General features: G+C 76.2%; 15 protein-coding genes. 14 read left to right on the top strand and 1 reads right to left on the bottom strand.

The genetic code is table 11. The features are described 5' to 3' along the window. Window positions 1–12 precede the first annotated feature (12 nt). The 4 genes from E9565_RS09600 to hisF are packed head-to-tail and all read left to right on the top strand — an operon-like array spanning window position 13 to window position 2,811. Entirely contained in the window at window positions 13–861 is an 849-nt protein-coding gene (locus tag E9565_RS09600) for an AraC family transcriptional regulator (RefSeq protein WP_236826492.1), read from the top strand. A gap of 38 nt (window positions 862–899) precedes the next feature. Further along, entirely contained in the window at window positions 900–1,631 is a 732-nt protein-coding gene (gene priA / locus E9565_RS09595; protein ID WP_236826491.1) for a bifunctional 1-(5-phosphoribosyl)-5-((5-phosphoribosylamino)methylideneamino)imidazole-4-carboxamide isomerase/phosphoribosylanthranilate isomerase PriA, read from the top strand. Next, complete coding sequence (locus tag E9565_RS09590; protein ID WP_236834817.1) at window positions 1,628–2,020, top strand: RidA family protein; 393 nt, start codon at window positions 1,628–1,630, stop codon at window positions 2,018–2,020. The genes priA and E9565_RS09590 overlap by 4 nt, the downstream gene beginning before the upstream one ends. Continuing rightward, window positions 2,017–2,811 (top strand): imidazole glycerol phosphate synthase subunit HisF, encoded by a 795-nt coding sequence (gene hisF / locus E9565_RS09585; RefSeq protein WP_236834814.1) that lies wholly within the window; start codon window positions 2,017–2,019, stop codon window positions 2,809–2,811. The genes E9565_RS09590 and hisF overlap by 4 nt, the downstream gene beginning before the upstream one ends. Here hisF and E9565_RS09580 read toward each other — a convergent pair. Then, window positions 2,808–3,419, bottom strand: coding sequence for a TIGR03085 family metal-binding protein (locus E9565_RS09580; RefSeq protein ID WP_236826488.1), 612 nt, complete (start codon window positions 3,417–3,419; stop codon window positions 2,808–2,810). The two genes, hisF and E9565_RS09580, sit on opposite strands and share 4 nt — an antisense overlap. Before the next feature lie 137 nt (window positions 3,420–3,556). On the opposite strand from E9565_RS09580, the gene E9565_RS09575 reads away from it, so the two are divergent. From E9565_RS09575 to trpC, 10 genes are all read left to right on the top strand, one after another. Further along, the gene (locus tag E9565_RS09575; protein WP_236834812.1) at window positions 3,557–5,332 is read left to right on the top strand and encodes an ABC transporter ATP-binding protein; all 1,776 of its coding nucleotides are present in this window, start codon (window positions 3,557–3,559) and stop codon (window positions 5,330–5,332) included. Continuing rightward, window positions 5,329–7,164, top strand: a complete 1,836-nt coding sequence (locus E9565_RS09570) for an ABC transporter ATP-binding protein (RefSeq protein WP_236834810.1) — start codon at window positions 5,329–5,331, stop codon at window positions 7,162–7,164. The genes E9565_RS09575 and E9565_RS09570 overlap by 4 nt, the downstream gene beginning before the upstream one ends. Window positions 7,165–7,189: 25 nt before the next feature. Further along, complete coding sequence (locus E9565_RS09565) at window positions 7,190–7,588, top strand: hypothetical protein (protein ID WP_236834807.1); 399 nt, start codon at window positions 7,190–7,192, stop codon at window positions 7,586–7,588. A gap of 29 nt (window positions 7,589–7,617) precedes the next feature. Further along, window positions 7,618–8,037 (top strand): hypothetical protein, encoded by a 420-nt coding sequence (locus E9565_RS09560; RefSeq protein ID WP_236826484.1) that lies wholly within the window; start codon window positions 7,618–7,620, stop codon window positions 8,035–8,037. 93 nt (window positions 8,038–8,130) lie between these two features. Further along, window positions 8,131–9,801: an FAD-binding dehydrogenase gene (locus E9565_RS09555; RefSeq protein WP_236826483.1), complete on the top strand. Its 1,671-nt coding sequence runs from the start codon at window positions 8,131–8,133 to the stop codon at window positions 9,799–9,801. 10 nt (window positions 9,802–9,811) lie between these two features. After that, window positions 9,812–10,480, top strand: coding sequence for a hypothetical protein (locus tag E9565_RS09550; RefSeq protein WP_236826482.1), 669 nt, complete (start codon window positions 9,812–9,814; stop codon window positions 10,478–10,480). A 25-nt stretch (window positions 10,481–10,505) separates the two neighbouring features. Continuing rightward, entirely contained in the window at window positions 10,506–10,883 is a 378-nt protein-coding gene (hisI, locus tag E9565_RS09545) for a phosphoribosyl-AMP cyclohydrolase (protein WP_236826481.1), read from the top strand. Next, window positions 10,880–12,391 (top strand): anthranilate synthase component I, encoded by a 1,512-nt coding sequence (locus E9565_RS09540; RefSeq protein ID WP_236834805.1) that lies wholly within the window; start codon window positions 10,880–10,882, stop codon window positions 12,389–12,391. The genes hisI and E9565_RS09540 overlap by 4 nt, the downstream gene beginning before the upstream one ends. Beyond that, complete coding sequence (locus E9565_RS09535) at window positions 12,388–13,029, top strand: Trp biosynthesis-associated membrane protein (protein WP_236826479.1); 642 nt, start codon at window positions 12,388–12,390, stop codon at window positions 13,027–13,029. Before E9565_RS09540 ends, E9565_RS09535 begins: the two co-directional genes overlap by 4 nt. Before the next feature lie 152 nt (window positions 13,030–13,181). Then, entirely contained in the window at window positions 13,182–13,991 is an 810-nt protein-coding gene (gene trpC, locus E9565_RS09530) for an indole-3-glycerol phosphate synthase TrpC (protein ID WP_236826478.1), read from the top strand. The last annotated feature ends 354 nt before the right edge of the window (window positions 13,992–14,345 follow it).

The raw sequence follows: 14,345 nt of genomic DNA, 5'->3' as shown, positions 1-14,345 counted from the left end.
GGCTCGGTCTTGATGGAACCCGACAGCCCGGCGGCCCCGCGCGCCATGGACGTGGTCGAGCGCGCCCACCTCCGGGACCCCGGTGACGCCTCGCACGTGGTGCACCGCTACGCGGCGGCCCCGGAGTTCGAGGGCCTGCTGCAGCGGTTCTGGATCCCGGTCTGGTCGGTGCCGCCCGGCCAGGAGGCGCCGCAGCGGGTGCTGCAGTACCCGGTCGCGCTGCTGGTCGTCGCCACCGGCTACGCCCGCTTCCACGGCGTGGTCCCGGGCCTGTCGACGACGACGCTGACCGGCGAGGGGTGGGCCGTCGGCGTCATGTGCGCCCCGGCCGCCGGCGCCCTGGTCGCGGGCGGGCCGATGAGCCGGTACACGGGCCGTCACGTCGACGTCGCCGAGGTGCTCGGCGACGCGGGGGAGGAGCTCGCCGCCCGGGTGCGCGCGGCGATGGCGCCGGACCCGCGCTCCCCGGAGGCCCACGGCGCGGCGATGGCCGCGTTCGGCGGCGCGCTGCGGCCCTTCCTGCCGGTCGACGACGAGGGCCGCCTGGTCAACGAGGTGGTCGCGTTCGTGGAGGGCCACCGCGAGGTCGTCCGGGTCGCCCAGGTCTGCGACCGCTTCGGGCTCTCGGAGCGCGCGTTGCAGCGGCTGGTGCACCGGCGCCTGGGGCTGACCCCGAAGTGGCTCATCCAGCGCCGGCGGCTGCAGGAGGCCGCCGAGCGGCTGCGCGGGCGGCCGGCCGGCATGGGGGAGGTGGCCGCGGCGCTCGGCTACGCCGACCAGGCGCACTTCACCCGCGACTTCGCCCGGGTGACCGGCACGACCCCCGGCCGGTTCGCCGCCCGGCACGCTGCCGGGAGCTGACGCAGGGGAGCCCGGTGCCGGTCCCTAGGCTGGGCACCGTGCCGAAGCTGCAGCTGCTCCCCGCCGTCGACGTCGCCGACGGCCAGGCCGTCCGTCTCGTGCAGGGGGAGGCCGGCAGCGAGACCTCCTACGGCGACCCCCTCGACGCCGCGCTGCAGTGGCAGCGCGACGGCGCCGAGTGGGTGCACCTGGTCGACCTCGACGCCGCCTTCGGTCGCGGCTCCAACCGCGAGCTCCTCGCCCGGGTGGTCGGCGAGCTCGACGTCGACGTGGAGCTCTCCGGCGGCATCCGGGACGACGCGTCCCTCGAGGCGGCGCTGGCCACCGGCTGCCGGCGGGTGAACCTCGGCACCGCCGCCCTGGAGTCCCCCGAGTGGTGCGCCCGGGCGATCGCCGAGCACGGCGACCGCATCGCCGTCGGCCTGGACGTCCGCGGCACCCGGCTGGCCGCCCGCGGCTGGACCCGCGAGGGCGGCGAGCTCTACGAGACCCTCGCCCGCCTGGACGCCGAGGGCTGCGCCCGCTACGTCGTCACCGACATCACCAAGGACGGCACGCTCAAGGGCCCGAACCTCGACCTGCTCCGCGAGGTCTGCGCCGCCACCCCCCGGCCGGTGGTCGCCTCGGGCGGGGTCAGCTCGCTCGACGACATCCGCGCACTGGCCGGGCTGACCGCGATCGGCGTCGAGGGCGCCATCGTCGGCAAGGCCCTGTACGCCGGTGCCTTCACCCTCCCGGAGGCCCTGCGGGTCACCGAGCAGCTGGCATGACGGTGCTCAACCTCGGCTCGGAGAACCCCTGGGAGCCGGTCGTCGGCTACAGCCGGATCGTCGTGCGCGGCGACACGGCGTGGGTGAGCGGCACCACCGCGCTCGTCGACGGCGCCGTCGCGCACCCGGGGGACGCCGCCGCCCAGACCCGCCAGGTGCTGGCCACCATCGAGCGGGCGCTGGAGCGCGCAGGCTTCGCCCTGGCCGACGTCGTCCGCACCCGCATGTACGTCACCGACATCAGCCGCTGGGAGGAGGTCGGCCGCGCCCACGGCGAGGTGTTCGGCGCGATCCGCCCGGCGTCGACGATGGTCGAGGTGTCGGCGCTCATCGACCCGGGGCTGCTGGTGGAGATCGAGGCCGACGCCGTCCGGGAGCCCGCGGCATGACGCTCGCCGTGCGGGTCATCCCGTGCCTCGACGTCGACGCCGGGCGGGTGGTGAAGGGCGTCAACTTCGTGGACCTGCGCGACGCCGGCGACCCGGTGGAGATGGCCCGGGTCTACGACGCCGAGGGCGCCGACGAGCTCACCTTCCTCGACATCACCGCGAGCTCGGGCAACCGGGAGACCACCTACGACGTCGTCCGCCGCACCGCCGAGAGCGTCTTCATCCCGCTCACCGTCGGCGGGGGCGTGCGCGGGGTCGACGACGTCGACAGGCTGCTGCGCGCCGGGGCGGACAAGGTCGCGGTGAACACCGCCGCCGTCGCCCGGCCGGAGCTGATCGCCGAGATCGCGCAGCGCTTCGGCAACCAGGTGCTGGTGCTGTCGCTGGACGCCCGGCGGGTCCGCGACGGCGCGGTGACCGACTCGGGCTACGAGATCACCACGCACGGCGGCCGCCGGGGCACCGGCCGCGACGCCGTCGAGTGGTGCGTGCAGGCCGCCGAGCTCGGCGTCGGGGAGATCCTGCTCAACTCGATGGACGCCGACGGCACCCGTGCGGGCTTCGACACCGACCTCATCGCCCGGGTGCGCCGCGAGGTCGCCGTCCCGCTGATCGCCAGCGGGGGAGCGGGCGCGGTCGAGCACTTCCCGCCCGCGGTCGCGGCGGGCGCCGACGCGGTGCTGGCCGCGAGCGTCTTCCACTTCGGCCAGCTCCGGGTCGGCGACGTCAAGGCCGGTCTCGCCGCCGCCGGCGTCCCGGTGCGCCGGGAGGGCGACACCCCGCTGGGCTAGGAGACCTCGACCCGGGCGACGTCGCGCCGGCCGGAGACCCACAGCATCAGCTCCAGAGGCTCACCGGTGACGGTGCGCCCCGCGTTCCCGATCCGCTTCTCGGCGCCCGGCACGTCGCTCCGGCGGAGCACGAGGCCGCGGCGGCCGGCGGCGCGCCGGGCGTGCAGGGCCAGCCCCGCCCACAGCTGGTCCTGCTCCTCCCGGGGCAGCGGTCGGGGCTCCCACCCCGGCTGGGCGCGGCGGACGTCCTCGTGGTGGATGGCGAACTCCGCGGTGTCGAACGCCGCCGCCGCGGCCGGCAGCGCCATCGGCGACCACGCGGGCGGCCCGTTGCGCACCTGCTCGACCACCTCCGCGTAGGGGGTGGACGCGCGCAGGCGGTCCTCCAGCCGGTGGGACCACCAGGCCAGCCGCCCGCCGCCGGGCAGCAGTTCCAGCCCGTACCCCGGCAGGGCGTCGGGTCGCCGGTCGCGGACGGCGAGGTGCGCCGCCAGGTGCGCCGTCGTCCAGCCCTCGCAGCAGGTCGGCGCCTCCGGCCCCAGCGCGTCGAGGAGATCGGCCAGCGCGGCGCGCTCGCGGGCCGGCAGGGAACGGGGAGAGGCGCTCATCGCTCCTGCATACCGGGCGGCCGCCCCGGACGACACCCGGGCCGGGAACAAGTCGGGTGCGCCCGCGGTTCCAGCCGCTTAGCGTCCCTAACGACCGTCCGGCATGCTGGACCGGTCACCCGACCACGAGGAGCAACGTGTCCCGCCGCAGAGACGCCGTCGTGCGACGCGGGCTCCGCCACATCCGCCGGGCCATCGCCGAGCAGCCCCGGATGTTCGCCCTCGCGTTCCTGGCCAGCAGCCTCTACGGCGGGATGACGGTCGCCAGCGCCTACGTCATCGGGGAGGTCACCGACCGGGTTCTGCTGCCCTCCTTCGAGGACGGCGCCACCACCGGCACGGCGCTCGCACTGTCGTCGGTCGCCATCCTCGGCGTCGCGCTGCTGAAGATCCTGGGCATCCTGGGCCGCCGGTTGTTCGCCGGGATCATGAGCTACCGGCTGCAGGCCGAGTACCGTCGCCGGGTCACCGGCCAGTACCTCCGGCTGCCGCTCTCCTGGCACCAGCGCCACCCCACCGGGCAGCTGCTCTCCAACGCCAACTCCGACGTCGAGTCGGCCTGGTTCTTCGTCGCGCCGCTGCCGTTCGCCTGCGGCGCCCTGGTGATGATCGCGATCACGAGCGTGGCGCTGGTGCTCACCGACCCCCTGCTCGCGCTCGTCGGGCTGGTGGTGTTCCCGCTGGTGTTCGCCGCCAACGTCGTCTACTCGCAGGTGATGAGCCCCCGGATGCAGCGGGCCCAGCAGCTGCGCGCCGAGGTCAGCGAGATCGCGCACGAGAGCTTCGACGCCGCGCTGGTCGTCAAGACCCTCGGCCGGGAGGACACCGAGACCGGGCGCTTCGCCGGCCGGGCCCAGGAGCTGCGCGACGGGCTGATCGCCGTCGGCCGGGTGCGCGGGGTGTTCGACCCGCTCATGGAGGCGCTGCCGAACCTCGGCACGCTCGCCGTGCTGCTCATCGGGGCCGGCCGGGTGGCCGAGGGCGCCACCGACGCCGGCGAGCTGGTGTCGATCGCCTACCTGTTCACCCTGCTCGCGCTGCCCATCCGCGCCATCGGCTGGGTGCTGGCCGACCTGCCCCGGGCGCTGGCCGGCTTCGACCGGGTCACCCCCGTCCTCGCGGCTACCGGCGAGACGCCCTACGGGCCGGACGCGGCGGTGCCGCGGGCCGGCGGGGCCGGGGTGGGCCTGCGCGACGTCGGGTTCCGCTACGACGACGGGGGCCGCGCCACGCTGCAGGCGGTGACCTTCGACGTGCCCGCCGGCCGGACCGTGGCGGTCGTCGGGCCCACCGGGTCGGGCAAGTCCACGCTCGCCGGCCTGCTGGTGCGCCTGGTCGACCCCGCCGACGGCAGCGTCCTCCTCGACGGGGTGGACCTGCGCCGGCTGCGGGAGGGCGAGGTGAGCACCCAGGCGGCGTTCGTCGCGCAGAGCGCCTTCCTCTTCGACGACACGGTGCGCGGCAACGTCACCCTCGGCGCCCCGGTGGACGACGACGAGGTGTGGGCGGCCCTCCGGGTCGCGGCCGCCGACGAGTTCGTCGCCGCGCTGCCCGAGGGGCTGGACACCCGCGTGGGCGAGCGCGGGGCCTCCCTCTCCGGCGGCCAGCGGCAGCGCCTCGCGCTCGCCCGCGCCGTCGTCCGCCGGCCCCGACTGCTGGTCCTCGACGACGCCACGAGCGCCGTCGACCCGGCCGTGGAGGCGCGCATCCTCGACGCGCTCCGGGCCGGCGGGACGCCGACGACCGTGGTCGTGGTCGCCTACCGGCAGGCGACGATCGCGCTGGCCGACGAGGTGGTGTGGCTGGAGGACGGCCGCGCCGTCGCCCGCGGCAGCCACGAGCAGCTCCTGGCCGACGTCCCCGGCTACGCCGCGCTCGTACGGGCCTACGCGCAGGCGGAGGTGCCGGCGTGACCGCCGCGGGGCAGCTCCGCGACCGGGAGCACGAGGGCGCCCTCGCCACGCTGCGCCGGGGTCTGCGCATGATGCCGGAGTTCCGGCGCGGGCTGCCGGTCACCTTCGCGCTGGCGCTGGTCGCCACCGCCGGCCGGGTGGTCGTCCCGATCGCCGTGCAGCAGGTCATCGACCGTGGTCTGGGCTCGCCCGCGGGGCCCGACCTCGGCCTGGTCTCCTGGGTGGTGGCCGGCTGCGCGGTGGTCGTGGTGCTCACCGCGGTCGCGGTCTACCGCATGAACGTGCGGCTGTTCCGCACGACCGAGACGGCGCTGGCCGGTCTCCGGGAGCGGGCGTTCCGCCACGTGCACGACCTCTCGGTGCTGCACCAGCAGGGGCAGCGGCGCGGCTCGCTGGTCTCGCGGGTCACCAGCGACGTCGACCAGCTCTCGGTGTTCATGCAGTGGGGCGGGGTGCTCGGGCTGGTCAGCATCGGCCAGCTCGTCGTCGCCACCGTCGTCATGGCCGTCTACTCCTGGCAGCTCACGCTGCTGGTGCTGGTCTGCTTCGTCCCGCTGGTGTTCGCGGTCCGCTGGTTCGCCCGCCGGCTGGTGCAGGTCTACGGCGTGGTCCGCGAGCGGGTCGGCGACGTGCTGGCGGCGGTGTCCGAGTCGGTGGTCGGCGCCTCGACGGTGCGGGCCTACGGCGTCCGCGCCCGCACCGCCGAGCGGCTCGACGCCGCGATCGACCGGCACTACCGGGCCCAGGTCGACGCGCAGAAGGTGACCGCCGCGGTGTTCGTCAGCGGCGAGTTCGTCGCCGCCGTCGCCAACGCCGCGGTCGTCGTCGTCGGCGTGCTCCTCGGCCTGGCGGGCGACATCACGCCCGGCACGCTGGTGGCCTTCCTCTTCCTCGTCACCCTGTTCGTGGCCCCGGTGCAGACCGCCAGCGAGGTGCTCAACGAGGCCCAGAACGCGGTCGCCGGCTTCCGGCGGGTGCTCGACGTGCTCGACACCGAGCCCGACGTCCGCGACCCGGCCGTGGCCACCCCCGACCGGGTGCGCGAGCTCCCCGCCGGGCCGCTGGGCGTGCGGTTCGAGCACGTCACCTTCCGGTACGCGCCCGGCGCCCGGGCGGCGCTCGACGACGTCGACCTCGCCATCGCCCCGCGCACCCGGGTGGCGATCGTGGGCGAGACCGGCTCCGGCAAGACCACCTTCGCCAAGCTCGTCACCCGGCTCATGGACCCGGTCGAGGGGCGGGTGCTCCTCGGCTCCGCCGACGCCGGGTGGGTGCCGCTGGCCGACGTCGCCTTCGCCTCGCTGCGCGCGCGGGTGGTGATGGTGCCGCAGGACGGCTTCCTGTTCGACGCCACCGTCGCCGACAACGTCCGCTACGGCCGCCCCGGCATGACCGACCACGACGTGGTCGCCGCCTTCGATGACCTCGGCCTCGGCGCGTGGCTCGCCGGCCTGCCGGCCGGGGTCGGCACGGCGGTCGGGCAGCGCGGCGAGTCGCTGTCGGCGGGGGAGCGGCAGCTGGTCGCCGTCGCCCGCGCCTACGTGGCCGACCCCGACCTGCTCGTGCTCGACGAGGCGACCAGCGCCGTCGACCCGGCCACCGAGCAGCGGCTCACCCGGGCGCTGGACACGCTGACCGAGGGCCGGACGACGCTCACCATCGCGCACCGGCTCTCGACCGCCGAGCGCGCCGACGAGGTGCTCGTGGTCGACGCCGGGCACGTCGTCCAGCGCGGCACGCACGCCGAGCTGGTCGACGCCGAAGGGCCCTACGCGCGCCTGCACGCCTCCTGGCGCCGCTCCTCGGCGGGGGAGCCGGAACCCGCGCGCTGAGCGGTGCAGCCCCTACGGTCGGCAGATGCCTCCGGACCGGCAGGACCCCGGCCGCGTCGCCGCCGTGGTGTCGGCCGTGCTCGCGTTCCTGGCCACGCTGCCCCTGCTGTGGGCGGCGCTCGTCATCTGGGCGCTCGGCGGGCTGGGGCCCGAGGCGGCCGGGGAGCGGTTCCTGGCGCTGCTGCCGCTCGCCGCGGCCCTGCTGCTCCTGGCGGGTGGGGTCCTGCTGCTGCTCCGGCGCACCTGGTCGGTGCTGGCCGGCGGTGCGGGGCTGGGCGCGGCGCTGGCCGGCTGGGTCCTCGTCCGCGCCCTCGCCGATGGCGGGGAGGTGATCGCCGGACCGGCCGCCCTGCTGCTCGCCGGCCTGCTCGTCGCCCTCGCGCTCTCGGCTTCGCCCAGCGTCCGGCGGCGCACCCGCGGTTGAGCGGCCGGTGTGTTGTCTAGCCTGCCGGGATGGGCTCTGGACCGCGGGCGCGCGGGGACACGGGCGCTCCCTCCCCGCGGATCCCCGGCATCGCGCTGGCCGCCGCGGCCATCGGGGTCATCGGCGCGATGCCCTCGGTGCTGCTGGCCCTCCTCGTCCTGGGCCTGGAGGGCTCGCAGGCGGTCACCTCCGGGGTCTCGTGGACGTGGCTGCTGCTGATCGCCCCGCTGGTGCAGCTGTTCGCCGCGTTCTGGTTGCTGGCCCGGCGCGGGTGGCTGCCGATGGCGCTGGCCTGGCTGCCGATCGCCCTCTTCACCGGCGCCGCCGCGGTGACCGGCGCCGAGTCTGCCGGCGGCGTCGCGGCCCTTGCGCTGCTCCAGCTCGTCCTCCCGGTCCTCGCCGCGGTGCTGGCCTCGACGCGGCGGGTCCGCCGCTGGACCGCGGGATGACGGTGCCCTGGCCGGCCCCCACGGCACCCGGGCGGGCGAGTCGCGCCCCCGGAGGACGGCGCGCTGCAGCGGGTGCCCGCTAGCGTCACGGTCGTGGACACCGAGAAGGCCCGCATGGAGGCAGACGTCGTCGTGGTGGGGGCAGGCCTGGCCGGCCTGGTCGCCACCGCCGAGCTCGCGGACGCCGGCAAGCGGGTGGTCCTGGTCGACCAGGAGCCCGAGGCGTCGCTGGGCGGGCAGGCGTGGTGGTCGTTCGGCGGGCTGTTCCTCGTCGACTCGCCGGAGCAGCGCCGCCTGCGGGTGCGCGACTCGCTGGAGCTCGCCCGCCAGGACTGGTTCGGCACGGCCGGGTTCGACCGCGACAGCGACCACTGGCCGCGGCAGTGGGCCGAGGCCTACCTGCAGTTCGCCGCCGGCGAGAAGCGCGCCTGGCTCAAGGAGCAGGGCATCGGTTTCTTCCCGGTCGTCGGGTGGGCCGAGCGCGGCGGCTACACCGCCACCGGGCACGGCAACTCGGTGCCGCGCTTCCACATCGTCTGGGGCACCGGGCCCGGCGTGGTGGCCCCCTTCGAGCGCCGGGTGCGGGCGGCGGTGGCCGAGGGCCGGGTCGAGCTGCGGTTCCGCCACCGGGTCTCCGAGCTGGTCGTCGGCGACGGCGCCGTGACCGGCGTGCGCGGGGCGGTCCTCGAGCCCAGCGGCGTCGCCCGCGGCGAGGCCAGCTCCCGGGTGCAGGTGGGCGAGTTCGAGATCACCGCCCAGGCCGTCGTCGTCACCTCCGGCGGCATCGGCGGCAACCACGACCTGGTCCGCAGGTACTGGCCGGCGCGGCTCGGCCCCGCCCCGCAGCGGCTCCTCTCCGGCGTGCCCGCGCACGTCGACGGGCAGCTGCAGGAGGCGGCGGTCGCGGCCGGGGCGAGCCTGGTCAACGGCGACCGCATGTGGCACTACACCGAGGGCGTCGCCAACCACTCGCCGGTCTGGGACAAGCACGGCATCCGCATCCTGCCCGGGCCCTCGTCGCTGTGGCTCGACGCCACCGGCCGGCGGCTGCCGGTGCCGCTGTTCCCGGGCTTCGACACGCTCGGCACGCTCGCGCACATCGGGCAGACCGGCCACGAGCACACCTGGTTCGTCGCCACGCACAAGATCGTGGAGAAGGAGTTCGCGCTGTCGGGGTCCGAGCAGAACCCCGACCTCACCGGCAAGGACCTCCGGCTGCTGATGACGCGCGTGAAGGCGGGGGTCTCCGGCCCGGTCCAGGCATTCCTCGACAAGGGGGAGGACTTCGTCGTCGCGCGCACCCTGCCCGAGCTGGTGGCGGGCATGAACCGGGTCACCGGCGGCACCCCCGAGCTCGACCTCGCGCAGGTCGAGCGCGAGGTCGTGGCGCGTGACCGCGAGGTCGGCAACGCCTTCACCAAGGACCTGCAGGTCACCGCCATCCGCGGCGCGCGCAACTACCTCGGCGACAAGCTCATCCGGGTGGCGCCGCCGCACCGCATCCTCGACCCCGAGGCCGGTCCGCTGGTCGCCGTCCGGCTCAACGTCATCACCCGCAAGAGCCTCGGCGGCCTGGAGACCGACCTCTCCGGCCGGGTGCTGCGCCCCGGCGGTGACGTGTTCCCGGGGCTCTACGCCGCCGGCGAGGTGGCCGGCTTCGGCGGCGGCGGGGTGCACGGCTACCGCTCGCTCGAGGGCACGTTCCTCGGCGGCTGCCTGTTCTCCGGGCGGGTCGCGGGCCGCGCGCTCGCGGCCGCCCTGTGACGGGGCAGCGGTGAGCTTCCCCCGCGACCCCTGGTCGGACCCGGCGACGCCGACCGAGCCGGGGCCGGCCTACACCGGTCCGCCGCCCACGCTGCCCCCGCCGTCGCCCTACGGCGCGCCGCCCTACGGCTACGGGCCCCCGCCGTACGGCCCGCCCGGCCCCTACGGCTGGCCCGGCACGTGGGGCCCGGTCCCGCCCCGGGCCGGGCGTCGCCCGGGCCAGGTGATCGGTGCCGCGGTGCTCGGCTTCGTCCAGGCGGTGCTGGTGCTGATCGCCTCGCTGTACGTGTGGTTCTTCGCCTCGCTGGCGCAGATGGCGATCGAGGAGAGCCCCACGGCTGCACCCACCCAGGCCTACGACTTCGCCCGCGAGGGCGGGGTGCTGTCGATCGTCCAGGTGGTCTCGGTGGTGCTGCTGGTGGCCGCCGGCATCCTGGCGCTGAGCCGGCGCAACCGGGTGGCGTGGCTGGGGCTGCTGGTGGCGAACGGGGTGCAGCTGCTGCTCACCGCCTACTGGTGGGCGCAGCTGACCGACCTGCTCGGCCCGGCCGCGGCCACCGAGGACGTCGGCGGCGTGATCGCCGTCTTCAGCCTGTTCTTCGCCGCCGCCCCGCTGGTGTCGCTCGGGTTGGTGCTGTTCGGCGCCGGGCGGCACTGGTTCACCGCCCCGCAGGGCTGACCCGGGCGCACGGCACACTGGCGGCATGCCCGCGACCGACCCCTCCGCACCCGCGCCGGCCCCCGAGGTGGCCGCCCTGCTGCGCCGCGACCCGGCCGGCCTGGTCGCCGCCGTCGTCCAGCAGCACGACACCGGCGAGGTGCTCATGGTGGCCTGGATGGACGACGAGGCGCTCCGCCGCACCCTGACCACCGGCCGGGCCACCTACTGGTCGCGCAGCCGGCAGGAGTACTGGGTCAAGGGCGAGACCTCGGGGCACCGGCAGTGGGTCCGCGAGGTGCGGCTCGACTGCGACGGCGACGCGCTGCTGCTGCTCGTCGACCAGGAGGGCCCCGCCTGCCACACCGGCGAGCGCAGCTGCTTCCACCGCGTGCTCCCCGCCGTCCAGGGGGTCGCGCCGTGAGGTTCGGGGTCACCGCGCCCACGCGTGAGGGGTTCGCGGCCTCGGGGGCGGCGATCGTGCCGGTCACCCGGCGCCTGCTGGCCGACGGCGAGACCGCCGTCGGCCTCTACCGGAAGCTGGCCGGCAACTGCCCGGGCACGGTGCTGCTCGAGTCGGCCGAGCAGGGCAAGCGGTGGGCCCGCTTCAGCTTCGTCGGCGTCCGCAGCGCCGGTGTCCTCACCGAGCGGGACGGTCGCACGCTGTGGCTGGGGGACGACGTCCCCGGGGTCACCGACGACCTGCCCGAGGACCCCCTGGAGGCGGTGCGGGTGGTGGCGCGGCGGCTGCGCTCGCCCCGCACGCCGGGCCTGCCCCCGCTGACCGGTGGCCTCGTGGGCTACCTCGGCTACGACGTCGTCCGCCGGCTGGAGCGGCTCCCGAGCATCAGCACCGACGACCTCGGGATGCCCGAGCTGGCGATGATGCTGGTCACCGACCTGGCCGTGCTGGACCACAGCGACGGCTCGGTGCTGCTCATCGCCAACGCGCTGCCCGGCAGCGGGGGAGGGGCGACCGCCTACGACGACGCGGTCGCCCGGCTGGACGACATGGCCGCCGCGCTGGTCCGGCCGGCGCCGCCGGCCGTCGCCGTGCTGGAGCCCGCCGACGTGCCGGCGTCGGTGCGCAGCAACCTGGCGCCGGGCGTGTTCCAGGACGGCGTGGAGGAGGTGCGCGAGCACATCCGGGCCGGTGACGCGTTCCAGGTGGTGCTGTCCCAGCGGTTCGAGCTGGTCACCGACGTCGCGGCGCTGGACCTCTACCGCGTGCTGCGCGCGACCAACCCGTCGCCGTACATGTACCTGCTGCGGTTCGCCGGCCGGGAGAGCCCCTTCGACGTCGTGGGGTCCTCGCCCGAGGCGCTGGTGACCGTGGCCGGCACCTCCGCCGTCGTGCACCCGCCCGCCGGGACGCGCCCGCGCGGGGCCACCCCGGAGGAGGACGTGCGGCTCGCCGAAGGGCTGCTGGCCGACCCCAAGGAACGGGCCGAGCACGTCATGCTCGTCGACCTCGCCCGCAACGACCTGGGGCGGGTGTGCGTGCCGGGCAGCGTCGAGGTGCCCGACTTCATGCGGGTCGAGCACTACAGCCACGTCATGCACCTGGTCTCGACCGTCTCGGGGGAGGTCCGGCCCGGCTGCGACGCCCTCGACGTCTTCGACGCGACGTTCCCCGCGGGCACCGTCTCGGGCGCCCCCAAGCCCAGCGCCATGGCGATCATCGAGTCGCTCGAGCCGACCCGGCGGGCGCTGTACGCGGGCACCGTCGGCTACGTCGACGCCAGCGGGGACATGGACATGGCGATCGCGATCCGCACCGCCGTCCTGCACCAGGGCCGCGCCTACGTGCAGGCCGGCGCGGGCATCGTGGCCGACAGCGACGCCGCCTCCGAGGAGGCCGAGACCCGGCACAAGGCGCGCGCGGTGCTGTCGGCGATCGCCACGGCCGAGAGGCTGCGGGAACTCGGGTGAGCGGCCCCCCGGACGAGGGCCGGTCCCGGGCCCGGCGGGAGCTGACGGCCGCGGTGGCGGGCGCCGCGCTGGGCGGGGCCCTGGCGCTGACGGCCGCGAGCCAGCGCTGGGTGGAGGTCACCGCCGAGCGGCGGGCGCCGCTGCCGCCGGTGTCGGGCACGCTCACCGGCGGTGCAGCGGCGCCGCTGGTCACCGCCGCCGGGCTGGTGCTGCTGGCCGCTGCGGTCGCACTGCTGGCGGTGCGCGGCGCGGGGCGGGCGGTCGTGGGGCTGCTGGTGGCGGTCTGCGGCGGTGTGCTCGCCTGGTCGGGGGCCCGGGTGCTCGCCGGGGGAGTGGCCGACGCGGCCGCCGACCTGCCCGGCGTCAGCGGCACGAGCGTGACCGGGACGACGGTGGAGGTCGCGGCGGTCTGGCCGGGCCTCGCCGTCGTCGCGGGGGTGCTGGCGGTGCTGGCCGGGCTGCTCGTCGTCGCCCGGGGGGCCGCCTGGCCGGCGATGGGGCAGCGCTACGAGCGCGCTGCTGGCCCGGCCGCGCCGCGGTCGGACGAGGACCGGGCGGACGACGCGTGGAAGGCGCTGGACCGCGGGGAGGACCCGACCGAGCCCCCGCCGGCCCCGCGCTCCGGCGGCTCGGCATAGCGGAACGCCCCGGGATCGGCGGAGCCGCCCCCGGGCCGGGGGGTGCCCGACCCGCCTCTAGAGTGGGTCCACGAATCCGCCGGGATCGACGTACGAGGAGCAGTGGCGACGATGAACGACCACCGGACCTCGGCCGAGGCTGCGGCCACGCCGTGAACGTCCTCGACGAGATCATCGAGGGCGTCCGCGCCGACCTCGCCGTCCGCGAGGCCGCGGTGCCGCTGGCCGAGGTGAAGGCGGCCGCGCAGGCGGCCCGCCCCGCACGTGACGCGCTGGCGGCGCTGCGCGCCCCCGGTGTGGGGGTGATCGCCGAGGTCAAGCGGCGCAGCCCCTCCAAGGGCGACCTGGCCGCCATCGCCGACCCCGCGCAGCTGGCACAGCAGTACGCCGCCGGTGGCGCCCGCGTCATCTCGGTGCTCACCGAGGGCCGCCGCTTCGGGGGCTCGCACGCCGACCTCGCCGCCGTCCGGGCCGTCGTCGACGTGCCGGTGCTGTGCAAGGACTTCATCGTCAGCAGCTACCAGGTGCACGAGGCGCGCGCGCACGGTGCCGACGTCGTCCTGCTGATCGTCGCCGCCCTGGAGCAGAACGTCCTGGTCGGGCTCCTCGAGCGGGTCGAGTCCCTGGGCATGACCGCGCTGGTCGAGGTGCACACCGAGGCCGAGGCGGACCGGGCGATGGCGGCAGGCGCCTCGGTGATCGGTGTCAACGCCCGCGACCTGACCACGCTGCAGGTCGACCGCTCCACCTTCGAGCGGATCGCCCCCGGGCTGCCGTCGGAGGTCGTGAAGGTCGCCGAGTCCGGCGTCCGCGGCCCGCACGACCTGATCGGCTACGCCGCGGCCGGGGCAGACGCCGTGCTCGTGGGCGAGGGTCTGGTCACCGCCGGCGACGCCCGCCAGGCGGTCGCCGACCTGGTGACGGCGGGCAGCCACCCCGCCACCCCGCGCACCACCCGCTGATCGCTTCCGTTCCGGACCTCCGGACCGTGACCCGCGCCGGCGACGGCGCTCACGGGGGTCGGTCGATCGGGTGGGGCGGACCTCGGCTGCCCCACCCGGGTCCTGACCCCGCCGGCACGGCACCTCCGCTCGGCGTGAGCCCAACCCGGACCTCTAGCCCTGACCGGGACGCGCCCTTTTCGAGTGAGCCGCCGCTGCGGCATCCCAGCTCCGGGTAGACCCGTGCGTCGGCGGTCGCCGGCGTGACGCCGGGATGTGTCGTACCCCCGGCCTAGCCTGCGGTCATGTCGTCGGTGGCGAGCTTCCAGGTGGGGGTGGGGGTGTCCCTGGTGGACCCGCTGCCCTCGCCCTGGG

The organism is Blastococcus sp. KM273129 (assembly GCF_021698995.1).
Taxonomy (GTDB): domain Bacteria; phylum Actinomycetota; class Actinomycetes; order Mycobacteriales; family Geodermatophilaceae; genus Blastococcus.
Note: the sequence above shows the minus strand (reverse complement) of the source record. Positions and strands in the feature narration are given on the sequence as shown.

What these genes read in the sequence shown, in the direction of transcription:
- hisF (WP_236834814.1), top strand. Translation starts at nt 2,017, where the DNA reads ATGACGCTCGCCGTGCGGGTCATCCCGTGCCTCGACGTCGACGCCGGG.
- E9565_RS09560 (WP_236826484.1), top strand. Translation starts at nt 7,618, where the DNA reads ATGGGCTCTGGACCGCGGGCGCGCGGGGACACGGGCGCTCCCTCCCCG.
- E9565_RS09565 (WP_236834807.1), top strand. Translation starts at nt 7,190, where the DNA reads ATGCCTCCGGACCGGCAGGACCCCGGCCGCGTCGCCGCCGTGGTGTCG.
- E9565_RS09580 (WP_236826488.1), bottom strand. Translation starts at nt 3,419, where the DNA reads ATGAGCGCCTCTCCCCGTTCCCTGCCGGCCCGCGAGCGCGCCGCGCTG.
- E9565_RS09590 (WP_236834817.1), top strand. Translation starts at nt 1,628, where the DNA reads ATGACGGTGCTCAACCTCGGCTCGGAGAACCCCTGGGAGCCGGTCGTC.
- E9565_RS09600 (WP_236826492.1), top strand. Translation starts at nt 13, where the DNA reads ATGGAACCCGACAGCCCGGCGGCCCCGCGCGCCATGGACGTGGTCGAG.
- hisI (WP_236826481.1), top strand. Translation starts at nt 10,506, where the DNA reads ATGCCCGCGACCGACCCCTCCGCACCCGCGCCGGCCCCCGAGGTGGCC.